Annotated in this window: 26 protein-coding genes and 1 riboswitch; of the genes, 23 read left to right on the top strand and 3 right to left on the bottom strand. The window is 73.8% G+C overall.

The genetic code is table 11. The features are described 5' to 3' along the window. Positions 1-170: 170 nt before the first annotated feature. The 5 genes from AB0K07_RS28600 (at position 171) to AB0K07_RS28580 (ending at position 5,560) form a co-directional block, all read left to right on the top strand. Complete coding sequence (locus AB0K07_RS28600; RefSeq protein WP_363759964.1) at positions 171-1,154, top strand: AAA family ATPase; 984 nt, start codon at positions 171-173, stop codon at positions 1,152-1,154. A 163-nt stretch (positions 1,155-1,317) separates the two neighbouring features. Further along, on the top strand, positions 1,318-2,589 hold the full coding sequence (locus tag AB0K07_RS28595; protein ID WP_363759962.1) for a cytochrome P450: 1,272 nt from the start codon (positions 1,318-1,320) through the stop codon (positions 2,587-2,589). Positions 2,590-2,634: 45 nt separating this feature from the next. Continuing rightward, positions 2,635-3,195, top strand: a complete 561-nt coding sequence (def, locus tag AB0K07_RS28590) for a peptide deformylase (protein ID WP_363759959.1) — start codon at positions 2,635-2,637, stop codon at positions 3,193-3,195. 5 nt (positions 3,196-3,200) lie between these two features. Continuing rightward, positions 3,201-4,127, top strand: coding sequence for a methionyl-tRNA formyltransferase (fmt, locus tag AB0K07_RS28585; RefSeq protein ID WP_363759956.1), 927 nt, complete (start codon positions 3,201-3,203; stop codon positions 4,125-4,127). Then, entirely contained in the window at positions 4,082-5,560 is a 1,479-nt protein-coding gene (locus AB0K07_RS28580; RefSeq protein WP_363760079.1) for a transcription antitermination factor NusB, read from the top strand. Before fmt ends, AB0K07_RS28580 begins: the two co-directional genes overlap by 46 nt. 70 nt (positions 5,561-5,630) lie before the next feature. Here the strand turns inward: AB0K07_RS28580 and AB0K07_RS28575 are convergent, their stop codons facing one another. Both AB0K07_RS28575 and AB0K07_RS28570 read right to left on the bottom strand, forming a co-directional pair. Next, complete coding sequence (locus AB0K07_RS28575; RefSeq protein WP_363759953.1) at positions 5,631-6,521, bottom strand: septum formation family protein; 891 nt, start codon at positions 6,519-6,521, stop codon at positions 5,631-5,633. Positions 6,522-6,606: 85 nt separating this feature from the next. After that, the gene (locus AB0K07_RS28570) at positions 6,607-7,497 is read right to left on the bottom strand and encodes a septum formation family protein (protein ID WP_363759950.1); all 891 of its coding nucleotides are present in this window, start codon (positions 7,495-7,497) and stop codon (positions 6,607-6,609) included. A gap of 254 nt (positions 7,498-7,751) precedes the next feature. Here AB0K07_RS28570 and rpe point away from each other — a divergent pair, with 254 nt between their 5' ends. From rpe to AB0K07_RS28485, 17 genes are all read left to right on the top strand, one after another. Next, complete coding sequence (gene rpe / locus AB0K07_RS28565; RefSeq protein ID WP_363759947.1) at positions 7,752-8,432, top strand: ribulose-phosphate 3-epimerase; 681 nt, start codon at positions 7,752-7,754, stop codon at positions 8,430-8,432. Between the two features lies 1 nt (position 8,433). Next, the gene (locus tag AB0K07_RS28560; protein WP_363759944.1) at positions 8,434-9,390 is read left to right on the top strand and encodes a response regulator; all 957 of its coding nucleotides are present in this window, start codon (positions 8,434-8,436) and stop codon (positions 9,388-9,390) included. 78 nt (positions 9,391-9,468) lie between these two features. Further along, positions 9,469-9,639: riboswitch (FMN riboswitch) on the top strand. A 162-nt stretch (positions 9,640-9,801) separates the two neighbouring features. Further along, the gene (gene ribD / locus AB0K07_RS28555; RefSeq protein ID WP_363759941.1) at positions 9,802-10,863 is read left to right on the top strand and encodes a bifunctional diaminohydroxyphosphoribosylaminopyrimidine deaminase/5-amino-6-(5-phosphoribosylamino)uracil reductase RibD; all 1,062 of its coding nucleotides are present in this window, start codon (positions 9,802-9,804) and stop codon (positions 10,861-10,863) included. Between the two features lies 1 nt (position 10,864). Further along, the gene (locus tag AB0K07_RS28550) at positions 10,865-11,512 is read left to right on the top strand and encodes a riboflavin synthase (protein ID WP_363759938.1); all 648 of its coding nucleotides are present in this window, start codon (positions 10,865-10,867) and stop codon (positions 11,510-11,512) included. Continuing rightward, entirely contained in the window at positions 11,512-12,201 is a 690-nt protein-coding gene (gene pnuC / locus AB0K07_RS28545; RefSeq protein WP_363759935.1) for a nicotinamide riboside transporter PnuC, read from the top strand. The genes AB0K07_RS28550 and pnuC overlap by 1 nt, the downstream gene beginning before the upstream one ends. Before the next feature lie 46 nt (positions 12,202-12,247). Beyond that, complete coding sequence (locus tag AB0K07_RS28540; protein ID WP_363759932.1) at positions 12,248-13,513, top strand: bifunctional 3,4-dihydroxy-2-butanone-4-phosphate synthase/GTP cyclohydrolase II; 1,266 nt, start codon at positions 12,248-12,250, stop codon at positions 13,511-13,513. Positions 13,514-13,515: 2 nt separating this feature from the next. Continuing rightward, positions 13,516-14,013, top strand: a complete 498-nt coding sequence (ribH, locus tag AB0K07_RS28535) for a 6,7-dimethyl-8-ribityllumazine synthase (RefSeq protein ID WP_363760076.1) — start codon at positions 13,516-13,518, stop codon at positions 14,011-14,013. Between the two features lie 8 nt (positions 14,014-14,021). After that, entirely contained in the window at positions 14,022-14,303 is a 282-nt protein-coding gene (locus AB0K07_RS28530) for a phosphoribosyl-ATP diphosphatase (RefSeq protein ID WP_197701276.1), read from the top strand. 46 nt (positions 14,304-14,349) lie between these two features. Next, entirely contained in the window at positions 14,350-15,195 is an 846-nt protein-coding gene (hisG, locus tag AB0K07_RS28525) for an ATP phosphoribosyltransferase (protein ID WP_363759929.1), read from the top strand. A 399-nt stretch (positions 15,196-15,594) separates the two neighbouring features. Then, on the top strand, positions 15,595-16,068 hold the full coding sequence (locus tag AB0K07_RS28520) for a PH domain-containing protein (protein WP_363760073.1): 474 nt from the start codon (positions 15,595-15,597) through the stop codon (positions 16,066-16,068). Between the two features lie 863 nt (positions 16,069-16,931). Beyond that, positions 16,932-17,582: a translation initiation factor IF-3 gene (gene infC / locus AB0K07_RS28515; protein ID WP_363759926.1), complete on the top strand. Its 651-nt coding sequence runs from the start codon at positions 16,932-16,934 to the stop codon at positions 17,580-17,582. 20 nt (positions 17,583-17,602) lie between these two features. Beyond that, complete coding sequence (rpmI, locus tag AB0K07_RS28510) at positions 17,603-17,797, top strand: 50S ribosomal protein L35 (protein ID WP_363759923.1); 195 nt, start codon at positions 17,603-17,605, stop codon at positions 17,795-17,797. 32 nt (positions 17,798-17,829) lie between these two features. Then, positions 17,830-18,222: a 50S ribosomal protein L20 gene (gene rplT / locus AB0K07_RS28505; RefSeq protein ID WP_030335718.1), complete on the top strand. Its 393-nt coding sequence runs from the start codon at positions 17,830-17,832 to the stop codon at positions 18,220-18,222. 29 nt (positions 18,223-18,251) lie between these two features. Continuing rightward, the gene (locus tag AB0K07_RS28500) at positions 18,252-19,103 is read left to right on the top strand and encodes an RNA methyltransferase (protein ID WP_363759920.1); all 852 of its coding nucleotides are present in this window, start codon (positions 18,252-18,254) and stop codon (positions 19,101-19,103) included. Positions 19,104-19,320: 217 nt separating this feature from the next. After that, positions 19,321-20,388, top strand: a complete 1,068-nt coding sequence (pheS, locus tag AB0K07_RS28495; protein WP_363759917.1) for a phenylalanine--tRNA ligase subunit alpha — start codon at positions 19,321-19,323, stop codon at positions 20,386-20,388. Positions 20,389-20,428: 40 nt separating this feature from the next. Then, positions 20,429-22,975, top strand: a complete 2,547-nt coding sequence (gene pheT / locus AB0K07_RS28490) for a phenylalanine--tRNA ligase subunit beta (protein WP_363759914.1) — start codon at positions 20,429-20,431, stop codon at positions 22,973-22,975. A gap of 9 nt (positions 22,976-22,984) precedes the next feature. Next, on the top strand, positions 22,985-23,452 hold the full coding sequence (locus AB0K07_RS28485; protein ID WP_363759911.1) for a S26 family signal peptidase: 468 nt from the start codon (positions 22,985-22,987) through the stop codon (positions 23,450-23,452). Between the two features lie 71 nt (positions 23,453-23,523). Here the strand turns inward: AB0K07_RS28485 and AB0K07_RS28480 are convergent, their stop codons facing one another. Further along, the gene (locus AB0K07_RS28480) at positions 23,524-23,739 is read right to left on the bottom strand and encodes a hypothetical protein (protein WP_089016564.1); all 216 of its coding nucleotides are present in this window, start codon (positions 23,737-23,739) and stop codon (positions 23,524-23,526) included. 154 nt (positions 23,740-23,893) lie between these two features. On the opposite strand from AB0K07_RS28480, the gene AB0K07_RS28475 reads away from it, so the two are divergent. Continuing rightward, positions 23,894-24,448 (top strand): MauE/DoxX family redox-associated membrane protein, encoded by a 555-nt coding sequence (locus AB0K07_RS28475; RefSeq protein ID WP_363759908.1) that lies wholly within the window; start codon positions 23,894-23,896, stop codon positions 24,446-24,448. Positions 24,449-24,481 lie beyond the last annotated feature (33 nt).

The raw sequence follows: 24,481 nt of genomic DNA, 5'->3' as shown, positions 1-24,481 counted from the left end.
GTGGTAGCATCGCCCGTCATGCCCGGGCGCACGACGGCTCCAGGTCACGGCGCGGCGCCAGACGCGCCGAGCTGTAGCCTTCGCAGGATGGCAGCGACGATGGCGGGAACGCGTCGGTCGGACGCTATGTCGATGATCTCAAACAGCCGGTGATCAGGGGTGGACCAGTCGTGACCGTTCGACACTCGATCGTCTTCAACGGCGACCTCGGCAGCGGCAAGAGCACCGTGTCGGTGGAGATCGCCAAGCGGCTCGGCATGCGCCGGGTCAGCGTGGGCGACCTCTACCGGGAGATGGCGCAGCAGCGACAGATGACCGCGCTGCAGCTCAACCTGCACGCCGAGCTCGACCAGGCCGTCGACGGCTACGTCGACCAGCTCCAGCGGGACATCGCCGCCTCCGGCGAGCGCCTCATCATGGACTCCCGGCTGGCGTGGCACTTCTTCACCGACGCGCTCAAGGTGCACATGATCACCGAGCCGGCTGAGGCGGCCCGCCGGGTGCTGGCCCGGCCCTCCGGCCCGGCGGAGAGCTACGCCACGCTGGAGGAGGCCAAGGCCAAGCTGCGCGAGCGCAGCGAGAGCGAGCGCAACCGGTTCATCATCCGGTACGGCGTCGACAAGGCCCGGCTGCGCAACTACGACCTGATCTGCGACACCACCCGGGCCTCCGCCGACGAGGTGGTCGAGCACATCGTCGCCGTGTACGAGGGGAAGCTCGGCGGTGAGGTGCTGCGCGACGATCCGCCGCTGCTGCTGCTGGACCCGGCCCGGGTCTACCCGACCGAGGACATCGCCACCCTGCGCGGGCTGTGGGACTCCGAGTTCGTCGGCGACGTGGCCGAGGCCGGCGACGAGGCGCTGGAGCCGCTGAAGATCGGGTTCACCGGTGAGTACTTCTTCGTCGTCGACGGTCACCGCCGCCTGAGCGCCGCCCTCCAGAACGGCTTCACCCTGGTCCCCGCCCAGCTCGTGGCGGAGGTCGACGAGCCGGTGGTGGGCGGGATGAGCGCGATCGACTACTTCCGCGCGCAGGTGCGCCCCGGCCTGGTCTACGACTGGGAGGCCGCCCACAAGATCCAGCTGCCGCTGCCGGAGCCCGCGCTGCTCGGCGGCGACGCGGTCCTCGCGGGGGACCCGGGCGCCAGCGCCTGACCCTCGGTGGCCCACGCCCGGCGCGCCGCTGCCGGAGAAGACGCGGGCCGTGCCGGAGGCCGGCGCGGGCTGGTTCGGCCTGGGTTCCTCCGCTTCGCGGGATGCCAGGCGTCGGCGGCGTGGGCATGATGGAGCCTCCGACGCATCGACGGGGAGGCCGGCCATGGAGGCTGCCGAGGCGCTCACACTGCTCATGTCGCCGCAGGGGCGGGTCGACCCGTACCCGACGTACGAGCGGTTGCGGGCGCACGGGCCGGTGGTGCAGGCCCTGCCCGGCCTGTACGTGGTGACCGGCTACCCGGAGGTCGACGCGCTGCTGCGCGACCCGCGCCTCGGCGTCCTGGACGACGCGCTGCGCGACCAGGTCTGGCCGAACTGGCGGGAGAGCCCGGCGGTGTCGTCGATCGCCCGGTCCATGCTGCGGACCAACCCGCCCGACCACAGCCGGATGCGCCGGCTCGCCGCCGGCGCGTTCAGCCCGCGTCGCATCGCCGGGATGCGCGACGTGGTGCGCGCCCAGGCCGAGGAGCTGCTCGACGGCATGCGGGACCGTGCCGGGGACGGCGGCGCGCCGGTCGACGTGCTGGCCGACTTCGCGTACCCGCTGCCGGTGGGGGTGATCTGTGCGCTGCTCGGGGTGCCGGCGGCGGACCGGCCGCTGTTCCGCCGCTGGGCCGGTGACCTGACCGGGGTGCTGGAGCCGGAGATCACCCCCGAGGAGCTGGCCGTCGCCGACGCCGGCGCCGCCGAGCTGCGCGCGTACTTCACCGAGCTGGTCGCCGCCCGCCGCCGGACGCCCGCCGACGACCTGACCACGGCGCTGGTCCAGGTGCACGACGCCGACGGCGACCGGCTCACCGGCGACGAGCTGCTGGCCAACCTGGTGGTGCTGCTGGTCGCCGGCTTCGAGACCACCACCAACCTGCTCGGCAACGGCCTGGTGGTGCTGCTGCGGCACCCCGAGGCCGCCGCCGCGCTGCGCGCCGATCCCGACCTCGCCCCGGCGTACGTCGAGGAGCTGCTGCGCTACGACTCCCCGGTGCAGCTGACCACCCGGACCACCACCGCCCCCGTGCGCTGCGGCGGGGTGGACCTGCCGGCCGGCAGCACCGCCCTGCTGCTGCTCGGCGCGGCCAACCGGGACCCGCGCCGGTTTCCCGACCCGCAGCGCTTCGACCCGGCGCGCGACCAGGCGCACCCGCTCTCCTTCGGCGCCGGCCCGCACTACTGCCTCGGTGCCGGCCTCGCCCGGCTGGAGGCGCAGCTGGCCTTCCCGCTGCTGCTGCGCCGCCTGCCCGAGCTGGCCCTGGCCGAGGCGCCCCGGCACCGGACCCGGCTGACCCTGCGTGGCTACGAGTCCCTGCCGGTGACGCTGAGCACACCGGCGGTGGCCGATCGAGGTGCGCCGGCCGGCGCCCACCCGGGCACTCCGTAGACTGGTACGGCACCGCTCGTCCCACCCACGAAGGAGCCGTCCCGCGTGACCGTCCAGCCCATCCGTCTGTTTGGGGATCCGGTGCTGCGCACGCCGGCCGATCCGGTGGTCGACTTCGACGTCGAGCTGCGTAGGCTCATCGCCGATCTGACCGACACGATGCGTGAGCAGAACGGCGCCGGTCTGGCCGCGCCGCAGCTCGGTGTGGGCCTGCGCGTGTTCGCCTTCGACGTCGACGACGTGCTCGGTCACCTCGTCAACCCGGTGCTCGAATTCCCCGACGAGGAGGAGCAGGACGGCCCGGAGGGCTGCCTGTCCATCCCCGGGCTCTACTTCGACACCAAGCGCCGGCAGAACGTCATCGCCAAGGGCTTCAACGGCTACGGCGACCCACTGCAGATCGTCGGCACCGGGCTGATGGCCCGCTGCGTGCAGCACGAGACCGACCACCTCGACGGCGTGCTCTTCCTGGACCGGCTCGACGCCGCCGGTCGCAAGGAGGCGATGAAGGCGATCCGCCAGGCCGAGTGGTACGACGCGTCCGCCCCGCCTCTGGTCAAGGTCAACCCGCACGGCGCGGGCAGCCCCTTCGGCCTGGGTCGGTGACCCGGATGCGTGTGATCTTCGCCGGTACGCCGGCCGTCGCCGTCCCCGCCCTGGCCGCCGTCGCCGCCTCCCGCCACGACCTCGTCGCGGTGGTCACCCGGCCGGACGCGCCCGCCGGACGCGGGCGCGGCCTGTCCCGTTCCCCGGTCGGCGAGTGGGCCGACGAGCACGGCGTCGAGGTGCTCACCCCGGCCCGCCCCCGTGAGCCGGAGTTCCTCGACCGGCTGCGCGAGCTGGCACCGGACTGCGTGCCGGTGGTCGCCTACGGCGCGCTGGTCCCGCCGGCCGCGCTGGAGATCCCCCGGTTCGGCTGGATCAACCTGCACTTCTCGCTGCTGCCCGCCTGGCGCGGCGCCGCGCCCGTGCAGCACGCGGTGCTGCACGGCGACGAGCTGACCGGGGCCAGCGTCTTCCAGCTGGAGCAGGGCCTGGACACCGGCCCGGTCTTCGGCACCCTGACCGACGAGATCCACCCGGGCGACACCTCCGGCGACCTGCTGGACCGGCTCGCCGAGTCCGGTGCCGGGCTGCTGGTGGCGGTGCTCGACGCGATCGCCGACGGCACCGCCCGCGCCGAGCCGCAGCCGGCCGACGGGGTGTCGCTGGCACCGAAGCTGACCGTGGAGGACGCCCGGGTGCGCTGGACCGACCCGGCCTTCGCGGTGGACCGGCGGATCCGGGCCTGCACCCCGGCCCCGGGCGCCTGGACGACCTTCCGGGGCGAGCGGGTGAAGCTCGGCCCGGTCGTGGCGGCAGCCGACGGTCCCGACCTGAAACCGGGGGAGCTGCTGGTGGAGAAGACCCGCGTGCTGGCCGGCACGGCCACCGTGCCGGTGCGGCTGGGCGAGGTGCGGGCCGCGGGCAAACGGGCCATGCCGGCGACCGACTGGGCGCGCGGCGTCCGGGTCAGCACCGGCGAGGAGTTCGCGTGACGGCCCCGGAGGGGACGCGCCCGACGCGCGGTGGCCCGTCGACCGGTCGCGGTGGTGACCGCCGCCCGGTCCGGCCGCCGCTGGACCGCCCGCGCCGCGCGGCGTACGAGGCGGTGGCCGCGGTGCACCGCGACGACGCGTTCGCCAACCTGGTGCTGCCCACCATCCTGCGCGAGGAGGGGCTGTACGGCCGGGACGCGGCCTTCGCCACCGAGCTGACCTACGGCACCCTGCGCCACCTGGGCACCCTGGACGCGATCCTGACCGAGGCGGCCGGCCGGGACGTGGCCCGCATCGACCCGCCGGTGCGCGACGCGCTGCGGCTCGGGGCGTACCAGCTGCTGCACACCCGGGTGCCGGCGCACGCCGCGGTCTCGTCGACCGTGGACCTGGTCCGCGCGGTCGCGCCGGGCGCCACCGGGTTCGCCAACGCGGTGCTGCGCGAGGTGTCCACCCTCGACTCGGACGGCTGGGTGGCGAAGCTCGCCCCGCCGATGGAGACCGACCCGGTGGGGCACCTGGCGCTGGCGTACAGCCATCCGCAGTGGATTGTGCGGGCCTTCTCCGAGGCGCTCGACGGTGACCTGGGCGAGACGGCCCGGCTGCTGATCGAGGACAATGAGCGCCCGCCGGTGCACCTGTGCGCACGGCCGGGCCTGATCGACCCGGTGGAGCTGGCCGACCAGGTCGGCGGGGCGCCCGGCGCGTTCTCGCCGTACGCCGTCTATCTGCCCGGCGGCGCGCCCGGCGACGTGCCGGCGGTGGTCGACGGCCGCGCCCACGTCCAGGACGAGGGTTCCCAGCTGGTGGCCAGCGCGCTCGCCGACGCGCCGCTGGACGGCCCGGACGGGCGCTGGCTGGACCTGTGCGCCGGTCCGGGCGGCAAGGCGGGGCTGCTCGGCGCGCTGGCCGCGCAGCGCGGCGCCCGGGTGACCGCGGTCGAGGTGGCGGAGCACCGCGCCCGGCTGGTGTCCCAGGCGACCCGGGGTCTGCCGGTGACCGTGCTGGCCACCGACGGCCGTGAGGTCGGCGCGGACCCGAAGCTGCCGGAGGGGCACTTCGACCGGGTGCTGGTGGACGCGCCGTGCACGGGGCTGGGGTCGCTGCGCCGCCGGCCGGAGTCGCGCTGGCGTCGCCAGCCCTCCGACCTGCCGCCGCTGACCCGGCTGCAACGGGAGCTGCTCGGCGCGGCGCTGCGCGCGGTCCGTCCGGGTGGGCTGGTCGCCTACGTCACCTGCTCGCCGCACACCGTGGAGACCCACGTGACGGTGACCGAGGCGGCCCGCCGCAGCGGGGTGCCGGTGGACTTCGTCGACGCCCGACCGTTGCTGCCGGCCGGCATGCCCGGTCTGGGCGACGGTCCCACCGTGCAGCTCTGGCCGCACCGGCACGGCACCGACGCGATGTTCCTCGCCGTCCTGCGCCGAGGCTGACCAGCCGTTCGACAACAAGGAAGGGCCCCTCGACAGGGGCCCTTCCGTGTTGGCTCGCCGGTGCGCTGGGTCAGGTGACCGGGAGGCCCTTGGTGCCCGCGCCCTTCATCGAGCGGGTCAGGTTGCGGTCGCTGATCCACAGGAAGCACTGCACGCCACGGTTGCCGTTCTTCCACTCCTGCTCGTACGGCTGGTAGTAGATCGTTCCGGCGCGGAAGTCGAGCTGGGAGTTGTCCGGCACCTTCGCGTACCGGGCGGTCACCGTCTGGCAGGCCCGGTGGGTCCGCTTGGTGGTGCGGTTGAACTCGGCGTAGCTGATGTCCGGGGCCTGCCAGATCCCGACGAACTCGGCGTGGTGCCGGCTGGTGCAGGAGACCGGCACCATCTCCTCGATGTCGTCCTTGACCAGCTTGGGGTTGAAGCAGCGGTACGCCAGCGGCGCCGCGCCGGTCAGCGCTCCGCGCAGGCTGCCGGTGCGCAGGTCGACGGCGGTGTCGTCGATGCTGGCGATCTCGGTGACGTCACAGCGGTACCAGCGGGCACCACCGGCCCAGGCGGGCGCCGAGGGCAGCACGACGGTCAGGCCGAGACGCCCGGAGCGCCAGTCGGCGCCCACCGCCTTGCTGATCTCCTTGTCGCAGGCGGCCTGCGCGGCCCGCATGCCGACCGAGCCGGGCGGTGGGGGAGTGCCGCGGTCGGTGCCCGGGCCGCTGAGCGTGCCGACGTGCATGGTCTCCACCCGGTGCGACTCGGCGCACGCCACCGGGTTGTAGCCGGTCAGGTAGCCGACCTGCTGGGACGAGTGGTGGCACACGTCGGCGGCGGGAACGAACTGCTGCGCGGCGACGGGGGCCGGCCAGTCGTCGGTGAGGTTCCGGTCGACTCCGGCGGGTGCGCCGCACCCGGCCAGAGCAAGGGCCACCGTCGCGCCCGCGGCAACCGCCGCCAACCATCGTCGCATCCCCCGACCTCCCCGCCGCTGGTGGTCTCCGCCGGCCCCCAGCCGGTCGGTAGCGCCACGGCGCAGCAGCATACGGCACCGGTGCTCAGATGGCGGGTAGTCCCTCCGGGCCGGCATTGCGCATCGAGCGGGTGAGTTTGCGGTCGTCGCTCCACAGGAAACAGCGCACGCCACGGTCACCCTCCTCCCACTCCCGCTGTGACGGTGGGTAGTAGATGGACCCGGCCCGGTACGGCAGGTCGCTGTTGTTCGGCACGGCGGCGTACGCGGCGATCAACGCCATGCAGCGCCCGTGCGCCTGCTCGGCGGAGCGGGTGAACTCCGCCCAGCTCAGGTCCCGTTCCTCGTAGACGCCGACGAACTCGGCGCGGTGCGGCTCCGTGCACAGCACCGGCGCCATGTAGTTGAGGTTGTCGCCGATCAGCTTGGGATCGAAGCAGCGGTGGGTCAGCGGCGTGTCACCGATCAACGCGCCGCGCAGGCTGCCGGTGCGGTTCACCGGCCGGGTGTTGTCGATGCTGCCGGTCTCGCTGAGGTCGCAGCGGAACCAGCGCGCACCCCCGGACCAGGCGGGCCCGGAGGGCAGCGAGAGGGACAGGGCGAGCCGGGCCGTGTGCCAGTCGCCGCCGAGCACCTCCCGGGCCCGCTGGTCACACTCGGCCCGGGCGGTGCGCAGCGCCGACGAACCCGGCTCCGGGCGGGTCTCGGACAGTGCGTCGGGGCCGGTGAACGTGCCGACGTGGATCGCCTCGGCCAGGTGGCTGCGCGCGCAGTCCACCGTCTCGTACGTGCTGGCCTGCACGATCGAGGTGATCCGGGGCAGGCAGGTGTCGGTGGCGGGGGTGAACGGTCTCGGTGTCCGCAACGCGGGCCAGTCGTCGACGAGGTCGCCGTCGGCCCCTCGCGCCGGCCCGCAGCCGGCCAGCAGCATCGTCGTGACGCCGGCCAGCGCCAGCGCTCCGAGCCACCGTCGCATCGTCCGCCCTCCCGGGAGCTGGCGGCCGGTCACCGCGCCCCGCGGCGAGACCCCGGCGGGCGTGCAGCCTACGGCACCGTCCCGGATGGAGTGTCGTCGCGTTTCCGTCGATCGGCCAACCGCTGATGTCTGTTCGTCCGGATTCGGCGGTCCGGACCGACCAATTCTGCACCACTGGTCACCGCTGGATCACAGCGCGTCCCCGGTGGTGCCGCGATGCGGGCGACGGGTGGCCGCGTTCGTACACTGGCCCCGTGACCGTACCGCCGCCGATCGTCGCGCCGAGCATTCTGGCCGCCGATTTCGCCCACCTCGCCGAAGAGGTCCGTGCCGTCGAGGACGCCGCGGACTGGTTGCACGTGGACGTGATGGACAACCACTTCGTGCCGAACCTGACCATCGGTCTGCCCGTGGTGCAGAGCCTGCGCGCCGTCACCGCGCTGCCGTTCGACGTGCACCTGATGATCGAGGACCCGCGCCGGTGGGCCCCCGGCTACGCCGACGCCGGGGCGTACAACGTGACCTTCCACGCCGAGGCGTGCGACGACCCGGTGGCGCTGGCCAAGGACCTGCGCTCCGCGGGCGCGAAGGCCGGGCTGGCCATCGACCGGGACACCCCGATCGAGCCGTACCTGGAGCTGCTGCCCAGCTTCGACACCCTGCTGATCATGACGATCAAGGCCGGTTTCGGCGGGCAGCGGTTCATCCCGCAGCTGCTGGAGAAGGTCCGCGCCGCCCGCCGGCACGTCGACGCCGGGCACCTGGAGCTGCGCATCGAGGTGGACGGTGGGATCGCCGCCGACACCATCGAGCAGGCGGCCGCCGCGGGCGCCGACGCGTTCGTGGCCGGCACCGCCGTCTACGGTGCCGCCGACCCGGCGGAGGCGGTACGCCACCTGCGCTCGCTGGCGGAACGCGCGGCTCCCGGAGCCTGAGATGGAGCCCGAGGGCGACCGCAAGGACATCATCCTCGTTGTCGACGACGACGAGGACATCGCCCGTTTCGTCGAGTTCAACCTGCGGCTGCACGGCTTCGAGGTGATCCACGCCAGCGACGGCCAGGAGGCCCTCGAGGTCATCGAGCGGCAGCGGCCCGACCTGGCCGTGGTCGACCTGATGATGCCCCGCATCGACGGGCTGGAGCTGACCCGTCGGCTGCGCGCCGACCCGATGACCTCCGCCCTGCCGGTGATCATGCTGACGGCCAAGGGGATGACCGTCGACAAGGTGCACGGGCTCAGCGCCGGCGCGGACGACTACCTGGTCAAACCGTTCGACACCGCCGAGCTGGTGGCCCGCGTCTCGTCGACCCTGCGCCGCAACAAGGAGTTCCGGGAGGTCTCCCCGCTGACCGGGCTGCCCGGCAACAGCCGGATCCGCCGGGAGATCAGTGACCGGGTCCGGCACGGGGTGGACTACGCGGTCGGCTACATCGACATCGACCGGTTCAAGAGCGTCAACGACCGGTACGGCTTCGTCCGCGGCGACGACTTCATCTCCGCGCTGGCCCGCAGCCTGCACCGGGCGGTGGTGGCGGTGGGCCTGCCACCGGCCTTCCTGGGCCACGTCGGCGGCGACGACTTCGTCATCGTCTGCGCCCCGGACCAGGTCCGACCACTGACCTCCCGGGCGGTGGTCGACTTCGAGAAGGCCGCCGACACGCTCTACGACGCGACCGACCGGGAGCGCGGCTTCGTCGAGCTGAAGGACCGGCGCGGCAACATCCGCCGGGCCGCCCTGGTCACCCTCTCCATCGGCGTCTCCCTCTCCGACGCGGGCAAGCGGTTCACCGACCCGCTCGAGGCCATCGCGGTGGCCTCCGAGATGAAGACCGTGGCCAAGAGCCAGCCGGGTTCGTACGTGGCGGTGGACCGGCGCCGCGGCGTCACCTGAGCATGGTCCCGCTGTGAAGTAGCTCGCCTCTGTGGCGGCGCCCCCCGGTTGGCGTGTAAGACTGCCGGAGTACCCACCACGCGCTGGCGGGACTCGGTGAAATTCCGAACCGGCGGTGATCCACGGTCCAACCGTGGTCAGCCCGCGACCCGGACGGCTCTGCCGTCCGGTGGACCTGGTGAAAATCCGGGGCCGACGGTTGGGGGCGGTTCGTCCGCGCCCAGACAGTCCGGATGGGAGACAGCGCGCGGGACGGACGGGTCCGAGCCGGCCGCTGGCTTCAGCGTGCCGTCCCGACCCCCCGGGGCGGCCGTGCCGTACCCGGAATCCGCCGCCGCATGCCCTGCGGCCCATGCCGCCTCCCTGACCGCCCGCGCGCGCAACGGCGAGTGAGAGGGCAGGGACAGGGCGATGGCCAGCGTCTCCGTCGATGAGGCGATGCGACGCGCGATCGAGCTGGCGGCGCGCGGGCTGGGCACCACCAGCCCCAACCCAGTGGTCGGCTGCGTGCTGCTGGACGCGGACGGCGCGGTCGTGGGCGAGGGCTTCCACGCCTACGCCGGCGGGCCGCACGCTGAGATCGTCGCGCTGGCTCAGGCCGGGGAGCGGGCCCGTGGCGGCACCGCCGTGGTCACTCTGGAACCCTGTGACCACACCGGTCGCACCGGTCCCTGCAGCACCGCGCTGGTCCAGGCCGGCGTGGGCCGCGTGGTGATCGCCGTACCCGACCCGAACCCGGTGGCCACCGGCGGCGCCGCCACGTTGCGCTCCGCCGGGGTCCGGGTGGATCTGGGCGTACGCGGAGACGAGGCCGAGGCCGGCAACGTCGCCTGGCTGACCTCGATGCGTCGCGGCTGGCCGTACGTGATCTGGAAGTACGCCGCCACCCTGGACGGCCGGTCCGCGGCGGCGGACGGCACCAGCATGTGGATCACCTCGGAGGCGGCCCGGATCGACGTGCACGCGTTGCGCGGCACCGTCGACGCGGTCATCGCCGGGGTCGGCACCGTGCTCGCCGACGATCCCCGACTGACCGCCCGCAACCTGCGCGACGGCAGCCTGGCCATCCGGCAGCCGCTGCGGGTGGTGGTGGACAGCTCGGGGCGTACCCCGGCGGACGCCCGGGTCCGCGACGGCGCCGCGCGGACCTGGATCGCGACCGCCGCCGAGGTGGGCGCGGGCCCGGACGGCCGGGTCGACCTGCCGGCGCTGCTCGCGGCGCTGCACCAGCGCGGAGTCCGCGCCGTGCTGCTGGAGGGTGGCCCCCAGCTGGCCGGTGCGTTCCTGGCCGCCGGCCTGGTCGACAAGATCGTCGGGTACGTCGCGCCCCGGCTGCTCGGCGCCGGCCCGACCGCTCTGGTCGACGCCGGAGTGACGACCATCGCTGAAGCCATCGATCTGGAGTTCGTCGACGTTACGCAGGTCGGTCCGGATCTCCGGATCACCGCGTTGCCTCGGAAGAGGGAGGGCTGACATGTTCACCGGCATTGTCGAGGAGCTGGGCGAGGTCGTCCGCGTGGAGTCGACCGCGGGCGATTCGGCGCTGGTCGCCGTACGCGGCCCGCTGGTCACCTCCGACGCCCGGCACGGAGACTCCATCGCGGTCAACGGCGTCTGCCTGACCGTGGTGGACGCGGCGGACGGTGTCTTCGCCGCCGACGTGATGGGGGAGACGCTGCGCCGCTCCGCGCTGGGCGCGCTGCGCCCCGGCGACCCGGTCAACCTGGAGCGGGCCGCCGCGCTGGGCAGCCGGCTCGGCGGGCACCTGGTGCAGGGGCACGTGGACGGCGTCGGTGAGCTGATCTCCCGGGAGCCGGCCGAGCAGTGGGAGACGGTGCGGTTCCGGCTGCCCGCCGCGCTGTCCCGGTACGTGGTGGAGAAGGGCTCGATCACCATCGACGGCGTCTCGCTGACCGTCGCCGAGGTGGGCGCCGACGAGTTCTCCGTCGGGCTGATCCCGACCACCCTCAAGCTCACCACCCTCGGCGCGAGGGGCGTCGGCGACCCGGTCAACCTGGAGGTCGACGTCCTGGCCAAGTACGTCGAGCGGCTGCTCGGCGCCCGGCTGGCCGACGACGCCGCGGCGTCCGGGGCGACCACCGGCACAGGCGGGGCCGTCTGATGGGCACGCTCGGCTGGCTGCTCGACGCCCAGGTGCAGGTCGGCGGCTCGACGGTGCTGGTCCGGGAGATCGTCGGCAACGTGTTCGGGCTGGTCTCCGCGCTCCTCGGCCTGCGGCGGCTGGTCTGGGCCTGGCCGGTCGGCATGATCGGCAACGGGCTGCTCTTCACCGTCTTCCTCGGCGGGGTGTTCGCCACCCCGCAGGAGCACGACCTCTACGGGCAGGCCGGCCGGCAGGTGTTCTTCTTCGCGGTCAGCCTCTACGGCTGGTGGCGCTGGCGACGCAACCGCCGCGCCGACGCCGGGCACGCCGCGGTGCTCCCGCGCTGGGCCACCGGCCGGGAACGGCTGGCGATGCTGCTGGCCGCCGCCGTCGGCACCGCCGCGGCGTACCCGGTGCTCGCCGCACTGGGTTCCTGGGGGCCGCTGCCCGACGCCTGGATCCTCACCGGCAGCCTGCTGGCCACCTACGGCATGGCCCGCGGCTGGGTGGAGTTCTGGCTGGTCTGGATCGCGGTCGACGCCGTCGGCGTGCCACTGCTGCTGCGCGGCGGGTTCTATCCGTCCGCGGCCATGTACCTGATCTACGGCGCGTTGTGCGCCTGGGGCTTCGCAGCCTGGTGGCGCACGTCGCGCGCCGCCCGGCCGGTTGCCGCCCTCCCGCCCACCTACACGGAGGCCGTCGCATGAGCGAGCGCAGCGAGCGAATCATCAAGTCCAGCGCCGTGGTGCCGGCATGAGCACCTTCGCCAGCATCGAGCAGGCGGTCGCCGAGATCGCGGCCGGACGGCCGGTCGTCGTGGTCGACGACGCCGACCGGGAGAACGAGGGCGACCTGATCTTCGCGGCCGAGCTGGCCACACCGGAGCTGCTCGCGTTCATGGTCCGGTACACGTCCGGCTACATCTGCGTGCCGCTGACCGAGAGCGAGGCCGACCGGCTCGACCTGCCGCCGATGCACCACACCAACCAGGACCGGCGCGGCACCGCGTACACGGTGACCGTGGACGCCCGGGAGGGCATCAGCACCGGCATCTCGGCCGCCGACCGCGCGCACACCATCCGGCTGCTCGCCGACGCGGCCACCGACCCGACGGACCTGGCCCGGCCCGGGCACGTGGTGCCGCTGCGGGCCCGCGAGGGCGGCGTGCTGCGCCGGCCCGGGCACACCGAGGCGGCCGTCGACCTGACCCGGCTCGCTGGGCTGCGACCCGCGGGCGTGCTGTGCGAACTCGTCAACGACGACGGCACCATGATGCGCCTGCCGGACCTGGAGAAGTTCTCCGCCGAGCACGGCCTCACGCTGATCACCATCGCCGACCTGATCGCGCACCGGCGGCGGACCGAGAAGCAGGTCGAAATGGTCGCCGAAGCCCGGATGCCGACCCGTCACGGGGTGTTCCGGGCGCTCGGCTACCGCGCCGAGCACGACCCGGCCGAGCACGTCGCCATGGTGCTGGGCGACCTCGGTGACGGCCAGGACGTGCTGGTGCGGGTGCACTCCGAGTGCCTCACCGGGGACGTGTTCGGCTCGCTGCGCTGCGACTGCGGGCCGCAGCTGGACGCCTCGCTCGCCCGCGTCGCGCGCGAGGGCCGGGGCGTGGTGCTCTACGTGCGCGGGCACGAGGGTCGCGGCATCGGGCTGCTGCACAAGCTCCAGGCGTACCAGTTGCAGGACCTCGGCCGCGACACCGTGGACGCCAACCTCGACCTGGGTCTGCCGGCCGACGCCCGGGACTACGGCACCGGCGCGCAGATCCTCTACGACCTGGGCGTGCGCTCGATGCGGCTGCTGACCAACAACCCGGCCAAGCGGGCCGGGCTGGAGGGGTACGGGCTGACGATCACCGGCCGGGAGGGGCTGCCGGCCGGCGCGCACCCGGAGAACCTGCGCTACCTGCGCACCAAGCGGGACCGGATGGGTCACCTGCTGGACGAGTTGGACGAGGTGAGCGAGGCGCCGCTGGGGCGCCCGGTCGCCAACGACGAGATCGGAGCATGACGATGGCGGGATTCGGTGAGCCGGGGGTCGGCGCGGTGGACGCCGCGGGGCTGACCGTCGGGGTGGTGGCCGCCCGGTGGCACGGCGAGCTGACCGACCACATGCTGGAGCGCGCGGTGGCCGCCGCCGAGGCGTGCGGCGCCCGTTCCGTGGTGGCGCGGGTCGCCGGCTCGGTCGAGCTGCCGGTGGTCGCCCAGGCCCTCGCGCGGCGCTGCGACGTGGTGGTCGCGCTCGGCGTGGTGGTCCGCGGCGCCACCGCGCACTTCGACTACGTCTGCCGTTCCGTCACCGACGGCCTGACGCGGGTGGCGCTGGACGAGGGCAAGCCGGTCGCGCACGGGGTGCTCACCGTGGAGACCATCGAGCAGGCGCGGGACCGGGCCGGGCTGCCCGGGTCGGCGGAGGACAAGGGCTGGTCGGCCACCGTCGCCGCGCTCGACGCGGCGCTGGCCATCCGGACGTTGGCGCACAACGGCCAGCGGGTCGGCTTCAGCGGCTGACCGGTCGGCTGGAAGAATCGCGTTCCGTGAAGACGTTCGAGGAGTTGTTCGCCGAGCTGCAGGCCAAGGCTGCCGCCGGCACCCCGGGCTCGGGCACCGTCGCCGCCCTGGACAAGGGGGTGCACTTCATCGGCAAGAAGGTCGTCGAGGAGGCGGCCGAGTCGTGGATGGCCGCCGAGCACGAGGGGCCGCAGCGCACCGCCGAGGAGATCTCCCAACTGCTCTACCAGGTCCAGGTGCTGATGCTGGCCAGCGGTCTGGAACTCAAGGACGTCTACCGACATCTGTGAGTGCCCCACCCGTTGATCGCCATCCGGATCGAAGGAGCACTCCGTCATGCTGCGTGTCGCCATTCCCAACAAGGGCACCCTGGCCGAACCGGCCGCCCAGATGCTGCGCGAGGCGGGCTACCGCCAGCGCACCGACCCCAAGGACCTCGTCTGCCGGGACGAGGCCAACGACGTCGAATTCTTCTACCTGCGTCCCAAGGACATCGCCACCTACGTCGGCTCCGGTGATCTCGACCTCGGGATCACCGGCCGGGACCTGCTGATCGACTCGGCCGCGCCGGCGGAGGAGGTCGTCGACCTGGTCTTCGGCCGGGCCACCTTCCGCTTCGCCGCCCGCCCCGACGACATCGCCTCCGTACAGGACCTCGGCGGGCACCGGATCGCCACCGCGTACCCAGGGCTGGTCGAGCGGCACCTCGGCGAGCTGGGCGTCAAGGCCGACGTGATCCGCCTCGACGGCGCGGTGGAGAACGCCGTACGGCTGGGCGTCGCCGACGTCGTCGCCGACGTGGTGGAGACCGGCGCCACCCTGCGCCAGGCGGGCCTCGTGGTCTTCGGCGAGCCGCTGCTGCGCTCCTCGGCGGTGCTGGTCCGCCGGGCCGGCGCGTCGGCGCACCCGCAGGCCGAGCAGTTGCTGCGCCGCCTGCACGGTGTGCTGGTCGCCCGTCGGTACGTGATGCTCGCCTACGACGTGCCGGCCGGCCTGCTGGACCGGGCCAGCGGGCTCACCCCCGGCATCGAGTCGCCCACCGTGTCGCCGCTGCACCGCGAGGGATGGGTGGCGGTGCAGGCGATGGTGCTCCGCGACGACGTGCACCGGATCATGGACGAGCTGTACGAGCTGGGGGCCCGGGCCATCCTGGTCACCAACATCCACGCCTGCCGACTCTGACCGCTGCCTGCGCGACCCCGTCGCCCGGCTTGATCCGATCTGGTGTCGATCTCCTTCCGCCGTGCGCCACCCGCCGTCCGGCCCTGTCGGGCCGCACGTGGAAGATCGCGCTCGATCATGGATGTAGTGGCTTCGGGCGCCACCGAGGCCACTACATCCTGGATCCAGCACGATCATGCGGCCTGCTGCCGGGCTTGTCGGGTGGGCATCGTGCGGTTCGGCGCGGTGGGGCTCGGGCGCGTGGCCGGTCCGCACCCCGGGCACCCGGTGCCGGACGGCGACGACGAGCGCCGCGCCCAGCAGTGGGTGGCGGCGGTGGTGGTCGACGGTCCGGGTGGGGTGGCGGTGGCACGGCGGGTGGTGCGTCGGTCGGGCGGGTGCGGGTGGCAGACTGGCAGGGTGAGTGAAACGGAGCTGGTCCGCCTGAAGCCCCGCCGCATCCGGGTGGTCTGCTGGTCCTCGGCGGTCGCGCTGCTGGTCGTGTTCGCTCTGGTGGCCACCTCGCTGAGCGGCCCGACCGGCAACGGCTACGGCAGCTTCCAGCGCGGCGATCAGATCGCCATGCTCGGTCTGGGCGTCTTCGGGGCGCTGGGCTTCCTGCTGTTCACCCGACCCCGGGTGGAGGCCGACGCGCACGGCATCCGGGTGCGCAACATCATCAGCTCGTACGCGCTGCCCTGGGAGGTCGTCCGGGGGGTCCGCTTCGACCGGGGCGCACCCTGGGCCAGCCTGGAGCTGCACGACGACGACCTGCTGCCGATGGTCGCCCTGCAGGCCGCCGACAAGGAGCTGGCCGTCGACGGCGTCCGCGCGCTGCGCCGACTGCACCAGGCGCGCCTGTCCCGCCTCGCCGAGCGCGCTGCCGGCCGCTGACCCCACCCCCGCAGCCCACCGACCTCGCCGCGCGGTCCGCGCCCGCGCCGCCCGCGCCGCCCTCGCCTGGCCCGCCCCGCGGCGCCCGCGCCCGATTCGTTGACCTCGTCTTGCCCGCCTGCGCCTGGTCCGCCCTGCGCGTCCTTGCCTGGCCCGCCGTCCCCGTCTGGCCTGCCGCGCCCACTTCGCCCCGCTTCGCGCCCGGCGCCCGCAGCCCCGATCGCGCCGCCGCCACCGCCCCACCCGGCCGCCAAGATCTGGACAACATCCCCGAAACTGCTGCCTCCCCGCGCGGTGAGACAGCACTTTCGGGGAAACTGCGCGGATCTTGGCCCGCCCGCCCGCCCTGCGCAGCCCGCCCTGCGCCCCCGCTCGCCCCGCGCCCGCCCACCGCGTCCACCCGTCGCCCCGGCCCGAGCAGCCCCGCGCGGCCCGAGCAGCTCCGCGCGGCCGGAGCAGCTCCGCGCGGCCGGAGCAGCTCCGCGCGGCCCGAGCAGCCCCGCGCGGCCCGCGCGGCCCGAGCAGCCCCGCACGGTCGGTCCCGTGGGTCCGGTTTCGGGTTGGCTGGGGTGGGGGTGTAGTGTTGTCGAGTCGACCAGGCTGTCTCCGCGTGCGAGCAGACAGCCACGAAAGCGGAGCGCCTGCTCCCACCCGAGTCGCCGCTACGGTGGCCGGGTCCGGTCCCCGGTTCCGGGCACGTCCCGGTTCCGGATGCGCGATCCTGTGATCGTGCCGACCGGTCGAGCGGGCCCTGGCATACGCCGGGGCCTTCTGCTTTCCGGGTCGGTTCCCACCCGGGAGCCGCGGGGGTCGGCGACAGAGCAGAAACGACTCGAGGAGGCCCCATCAGCGTCGAACCACGCGTGAACGAGCAGATCCGGGCACGTGAGGTCCGACTGGTCGGCCCCGAGGGTGAGCAGGTGGGCATCGTCCCGCTGGAGCGCGCCCTTCAGCTGGCCGCGGACGTCGATCTGGACCTGGTCGAGGTTGCGCCGATGGCGCGCCCGCCGGTGTGCAAGCTCATGGACTTCGGCAAGTTCAAGTACGAGAGCGCACTGAAGGCGCGCGAAGCGCGGCGTAACCAGCAGCAGACCGTCATCAAGGAAATGAAGCTCCGGCCGAAGATCGACCCGCACGACTACGAGACCAAGAAGGGTCACGTGGTGCGGTTCCTCAAGGCGGGCGACAAGGTCAAGGTGACGATCATGTTCCGCGGTCGCGAGCAGAGCCGCCCGGAGCTGGGTTACCGGCTCCTGCGCCGGCTCGAATCCGAGATCACGGACCTGGGCTACGTCGAGGCCGCTCCGAAGCAGGACGGCCGAAACATGATCATGGTTCTCGCTCCGCATCGGGCCGTCAAGGCCTCCGCGGTCGCCGCTACGGCGTCCCGCGGTGCTCCTCGGGAGCGGGGCGCGGACGAGTCCGCCGCTCCGGCAGCCGATGAGACCGCGGCGGCCGGCGAGACCGCAGCAGCCGGTGACACCGGCACCGCCGCCGACACCAGCGGCGAGTAACAGGGGAGAAGACGTTCCACATGCCGAAGATGAAGAGCCACACGGGTATGGGTAAGCGGGTCAAGGTGACCGGCAAGGGCAAGATCGTTGCCCAGCAGGCCGGCCTCCGCCACAACCTGGAGAAGAAGTCCTCCACCCAGACCCGCCGGCTGACCGGCACGGTCGTGCTGGCCAAGGCCGACGTCAAGCGCATCAAGAAGCTGCTCGGCCGCTGACGCGCGCCACCTTTACGTAAGAAGGAGTTGAGATGGCACGCGTCAAGCGGGCTGTGAACGCCCAGAAGAAGCGTCGTACCCTGCTGGAGACCGCGAGCGGTTACCGCGGTCAGCGCTCCCGGCTGTACCGCAAGGCCAAGGAGCAGGTGCTGCACTCGATGCAGTACGCCTACCGGGACCGTCGTGACCGCAAGGGCGACTTCCGGCAGCTGTGGATCCAGCGGATCAACGCGGGCGCCCGGGCCAACGGGATGACCTACAACCGCCTGATCCAGGGCCTGCGTCTGGCCGGCATCGAGGTCGACCGCAAGATCCTGGCCGACCTGGCTGTCAACGACGCCGCCGCCTTCGCGGCGATCGTCGAGCTGGCCCGTGCCGCGGTCGCGGCCGAGGGCACCGGCGGCGCGGCGGCCCAGGCCGCCTGATCCCCGCGCACAAGAGCGAGGCGTCTCCCGTGTCGGCACCGCCGTCCGGGGGGCGCCTCAATCGTGCCGGAGGACCCCACACCATGGCCTTCACCCCGCGTACACCCAGGGTCGTCGCCGCCCGCCGGTTGCAGCGCCGCCGCGACCGGGAGGCCGCCGGCCGATTCCTGGCCGAGGGCCCACAGGCGGTCCGCGAGGCCCTCGCGCGGCCGGGGGTGGTCACCGAGTTGTTCGGTACGCCCACCGCCCTCGACCGGTACGCGGAGCTGGCCGCCGCCGCGGCCCGCGCCGACGTGCCGGTGTCCGAGGTGACCGACGAGGCGCTCGCCGCGCTGGCCGAGACCGTCGCCCCGCAGGGGCTGGTCGCCGTCTGCCGGCACCTGGACGTGCCCCTGGAGCAGGCCCTCGCCAGCGCCCCCCGCCTCGTGGCGGTGCTCGCCGAGATCCGTGACCCGGGCAACGCCGGCACCGTGCTGCGCACCGCCGACGCCGCCGGGGCGGGTGCCGTGGTCTTCGCCGGCGATGCCGTCGACCCGTACAACGGCAAGTGCGTCCGGGCCTCCGCCGGCAGCCTCTTCCACGTCGACGTGGTCCGTTCCGCCGACCCGGTCGAGGCGGTCGAAGCGCTGCGTGCCGCCGGGCTGTCGATCTTCGCCACCACCGGCTACGGCGACCGCGACCTGGACGATCTGGCCGACTCGGGACGGCTCGCCGAGCCCACCGCCTGGCTGTTCGGCTCCGAGGCGCACGGGCTGCCGGAGGCGCTGGCCGCCGCGGCCGACGCCCGGGTCCGGGTGCCGCTGCACGGGCGCGCGGAGAGCCTGAACCTGGCTGCGGCAGCCGCGGTCTGCCTGTACGCTTCAGCGAGAGCACAGCGCTGACGGTGGCCTCACCCGGCGCGACAGATCAGCAGGGGAGAGCGTCCTTCATGAACGCGCCACGGCGTTCGTTTAGCCAGCCCGCCGGTGTCGGCGGGCGGCGGGCCTGACCTGCTCCCTGCACTACTCCTACCGGCGGGCTGCGGCGCAGCCGCGCGTCCGTAGACTCGCTTAGCCGCCCGTGAGGGCTGGCGCCGCCGTGAGGGAGTGCCCGTACGCCATGAGCTACCGCAACGATCCGTACGACCCGAAGCAGGTCGCCCTGCTCGACCCGGCCGCCTTGGACGAGGCCGTCGCCGACGCCACGAAGGCGTTCACGGCGGCCGTCGACCCGGACGCGCTGGCCGCGCTGCGCCCCGCGCACCTCGGTGACCGGTCTCCGGTCTCGCTGGCCCGCCGGGAGATCGGCGCGCTGCCGCCGGCCGCCAAGTCCGATGCCGGCAAGCGTGTCAACGAGGCCCGCCGGGCGATCGAGACCGCGTACGCCGACCGCGCCGAGGTCGTGGAGCGCGAGCAGGCCGAGCGGGTGCTGGTCGAGGAGCGGGTGGATGTCACCCTGCCCTACGACCGGCGTCCGCGTGGCGCCCGGCACCCGCTGAGCACCCTGATGGAGTCGATCAGCGACCTCTTCGTCGGGATGGGCTACGAGGTGGCCGAGGGCCCCGAGGTCGACCTGGAGTGGGTCAACTTCGACGCGCTGAACATCCCCGCCGACCATCCGGCGCGCGGGCTGATGGACACCTTCCACATCGCACCGGAGGGCTCCGGCCTGGTGCTGCGGACGCACACCTCCACCGTGCAGACCCGCACCATGCTCAGCCGCACCCCGCCGATCTACGTGATCTGCCCGGGGCGGGTCTACCGCACCGACGAGGTCGACGCCACCCACAGCCCGGTCTTCCACCAGGCCGAGGGCCTCGTCGTCGACAAGGGCATCACGATGGCGCACCTGCGTGGCACCCTCGACCACTTCGCGCGGGCGATCTTCGGCCCGGAGGCGAAGACCCGGTGGCGGCCGCACTACTTCCCGTTCACCGAGCCGTCGGCGGAGTTCGACGTCTGGTTCCCGGAGCACCGCGACGGCCCCCAGTGGGTCGAGTGGGGTGGCTGCGGGATGGTCAACCCGCGGGTGCTGCGCGCCTGCGGCGTGGACCCGGAGGTCTACTCCGGGTTCGCCTTCGGCATGGGCATCGACCGGACCCTGATGGTCCGGCACGGCGTCAGCGACATCCGCCATCTCTTCGAGGGCGACGTGCGGTTCAGCCGCGCGCTCGGGACCGGGGCGTAGGCGATGCGGGTACGAGACACGGGAACGGTGGTCTGAAGTCATGCGAGTTTCTGTCAGTTGGCTACGGGAGTACGTCGACCTCCCCGCCGACCTGCCCACCGGTGACCTGGAGCAGGCCCTGATCGACCTCGGCATCGAGGTCGAGTCCGTCGTGGACCTGCGGGCGACCGTCACCGGCCAGCTGGTCGTCGGCGAGGTGCGCGAGATCGAGGAGCTCACCGGCTTCAAGAAGCCGATCCGGTTCTGCCGGGTGGACGTGGGTGACGCCAACGGCACCGGCGAGCCGCAGGAGATCGTCTGCGGGGCGCGCAACTTCGCCGTCGGCGACCGGGTCGTGGTGATCCTGCCCGGCGGCGTGCTGCCCGGCGGCTTCGCCATCGGCGCCCGCAAGACGTACGGGCACAACTCCAACGGCATGATCTGCTCGGCGAAGGAGCTGGGCCTGGGCGACGACCACTCCGGCATCATCGTGCTGCCGCCGGACGTGGCGGCCAAGCCGGGCGACGACGCGCGGCCGGTGGTCGGCCTCGACGACGTGGTGCTGGAGCTGGAGATCACCCCCGACCGGGGGTACGCGCTGAGCCTGCGCGGCCTGGCCCGGGAGCTGTCGCACGCCTTCGACGTGCCGTTGCGCGACCCGGCGCTGGTGCCCGCGCCGGCCGGCACGCGGACGCCGGCGTACCCGGTGGAGGTGCGCGACCCGGTCGGCTGCGACCGTTTCGCCGCCCGCCTGGTGCGCGGCGTCGACCCGACCGCGGCCACGCCGTCGTGGATGCAGCAGCGGCTCGTCACCGCCGGCATCCGCAGCATCTCGTTGCCGGTCGACATCACCAACTACGTGATGCTGGAGCTGGGTCAGCCGATGCACGCCTTCGACGCCGACCGCGTCGTCGGGCCGCTGGTGGTGCGCCGCGCCGAGCCGGGGGAGAAGCTGACCACACTGGACGGTGTCAACCGGGTGCTCTCCGGCGACGACATGGTGATCTGTGACGACACCGGGCCGATCTCCCTCGCGGCGGTGATGGGCGGTGAGACCAGTGAGGTCGTCGCCGACACCACCACCGTGCTCTTCGAGGCGGCGCACTGGGACCCGGCCATGGTCGGGCGCACCGCCCGGCGGCACAAGCTGTTCAGCGAGGCCGCGAAGCGCTGGGAGCGGGGCGTCGACCCGGCCCTGCCGCTGGTCGCGCTGGAGCGGGCCGTCCGGCTGCTCACCGAGCACGGTGGCGGCACCGCGGGCGCGGAGATCCTGGACATCAACCACGTCCGTCCGCGTACCCCGATCAGCCTGCCGGCGGACCTGCCCACCCGGCGGGTCGGGGTCGAGTACCCGCCGCCGCGGGTGGTCGCCCTGCTGGAGCGGGTCGGCTGCACGGTCGCGCAGGGCGCGGACCGGTTGGCCGAGGATCCGGGCGCGATCGGCGTGGCGAGCGGCGCCGGGGTGGCGCTCAGCGTCACCCCGCCGAGCTGGCGGCCCGACCTGACCGACCCGGCCGACCTGGTCGAGGAGGTCGTCCGCCTGGACGGGTACGACCGGGTGCCGTCGGTGCTGCCGGCCGCGCCGCCCGGCCGCGGGTTGACCCCCCGGCAGCGTCGGCGCCGGGCGGTCGCCTGGTCGCTGGCGGAGCGAGGGTACGTGGAGGTGCTCGCGCACCCGTTCGTGTCACCGGAGCTGGCCGACCTGCTGGGCCTGCCGGCCGACGACCCGCGCCGGCCCGCGGTACGGCTGGCCAACCCGCTGTCCGACGAGGAGCCGCTGCTGCGCACCACGCTGCTCGGTCCGCTGCTCGGCATCCTCAAGCGCAACCTCGGCCGGGGGCACCGGGACCTCGCGCTCTACGAGATCGGGGCGGTGTTCCACCCGCGCGTCGGCGCCGGCAGCCCGCCGGCGATGGGAGTGGACCGGCGCCCCACCGACGAGCAGTTCGCGGCCGCCGACGCGGTGGTGCCGGAGCAGCCCGTGCACGTCGCGGCGGTGCTGACCGGTGACCTCGACCCGGCCGGCTGGTGGGGTCCCGGCCGGGCGGCCGGCTGGGCGGACGCGATCGAGGCGGCCCGCGACGTGCTGGACGCCGCCGGCATCCCCGACGAGCGGGTCGAGGTGCGCGCGGCCGAGTACGCCCCGTGGCACCCGGGCCGCTGCGCCGAGCTGCGGGTCGACGGCACGGTCGTCGGGCACGCCGGTGAGCTGCATCCGACGGTGGTGGCGGCGCTGGAGTTGCCCCGCCGCACCTGCGCGATGGAGCTGGACCTCGACGCGCTGCCGAACACGCCGGTGACGCCCGCGCCGACGGTCTCCGGCTTCCCGCCGGCGCTGATCGACGTGGCGCTGGTGGTGGACGACTCGGTGCCGGCGGAGCAGGTTCGCCGGGCGCTGGAGGCGGGCGCCGGCGAGCTGCTGGAGGACGTGCGACTGTTCGACGTGTACTCCGGTGAGCAGCTCGGCGCGGGTCGCCGGTCGCTGGCGTACAAGCTGACCTTCCGCGCGCCGGACCGGACGCTCACCGTCGAGGAGGCGGTGGCCGCCCGGGACGCGGCGGTGGCCGTGGCGACCGAGCGTTTCGGCGCCGTCCTGCGCGGCGCCTGAGGGGTGCCGGTGCTGGGATGGCTCGCGGTGGCCGCCGTGCTCGCGGTGGCCACCGCCGGCCTGCTCTGGGCGCGCCGGCACCTGCTGCTGGTCGCCGTGGTGGGCCGCAGCATGGAGCCGACGCTGCGCTCCGGTGACCGGGTGCTGGCCCGGCGGCTGCCGCTGGCCCGGGTCCGCCCCGGCGACGTGGTCGTGGTGGTGGCCCCGGCCAGGATGACCGCCGGCCATCCCACGCGGCCGGACGCCGCCGTCGAACCCGGCCTGCTGATCAAGCGGGCGTACGCGGTGCCGGGCGATCCGGTGCCGGTGGACCGGGTGCCGCTGCTGCGCCAGGGCGGCGAGCGGGTGGTGCCGGCGGGACGGCTGGTGGTGCTCGGCGACAACCCGTCGCAGAGCTACGACTCCCGTGAGTGCGGTTACATCCCCGAGCCGGACGTGCTCGGGGTGGTGGTCCGGCCGCGGCTGCGCGCGGACTGACCCGACGACGCAACCGGTACACAGGACGGCGTGCCGTCCGGCTCAGGGCCGGGCGGCACGCCGTCACCGCCTCAGCAGAGAGCGGTCATCGTGCTCGCGCCCGCGCTGCAGTAGTAGCCGCAGCTGCCGCAGAACGTCTGGCAGCCCAAGTTCTGGCTGCACCGCTTGAAGTAGCACGTCCCACAGAGCGCGCACCACGGGTCCGGCGGACAGCCGGCGGCTGCCGTCACCTTGGGCACGAACACGCCGAGCATCCGCTCGCCCAGGCTTTCCAGTCGACGGAACATCCGTTCACCTCCTCCCGATACGGATCGTTGCCGGGACGCTACGGCGGCCCGGTACACCGCTGGTACAGCCGACGCACCCGACGGCGGTGGTCGATGTATCCGTGCTGTATCCGTCGCTCCTAGCGTGTGCCTCCGGCAAGGAGGTGGCGTACGGATGCGAGTTCTGGAACTGACCGCGAGGCTGCTGCTGGCCCTGGTGTTCCTCGTCGCGGTCGTCGGCAAGCTGCGGACCCGGGCGGGCTTCGCGGAGTTCGTCGGGTCGGTCGGCCAGTTCGGTGTGCCCTCCCGGTGGGTGCCTGCGGCGGCCCGCGTCGCGGTCGCCGCCGAGGCGGGCGTGGTCGTGCTGCTCGCCGTCCCCCGTACCGTGCCCGCCGGGCTGCTGCTCGCCGCGGGGCTGCTGGGTGTGCTCACCGCCGCGATCGTCGGGGCGCTGCGCCGGGGCGCACGGCCAGCCTGCCGCTGCTTCGGCGCCGGCGACGCACCGGTCGGCGCCCGCCACGTCGGGCGCAACCTCGCTCTCGCCGCGGTGGCGCTGCTGGGCCTGCTCGGCTGGGCCACCGCGACCGGGCCGCCGCCGTCGGCGCCGGAGGTGCTGTTCGCCGTCGGCGTCGCCGTCCCGCTCACCGCCGTGGTGGTCCGCCTCGATGACCTGGTGACCCTCTTCGCCCCCACCCCGTCCCGGGCGTCCCGCCCGGCCGGCCGGCCATGACCCCGGTCCCGCACCCCGCATCCCCGAAGGAGC

This window comes from Micromonospora sp. NPDC049301 (assembly GCF_040678715.1).
Classification (GTDB): domain Bacteria; phylum Actinomycetota; class Actinomycetes; order Mycobacteriales; family Micromonosporaceae; genus Micromonospora.
This window is presented reverse-complemented; position numbering and strand designations above follow the sequence as displayed.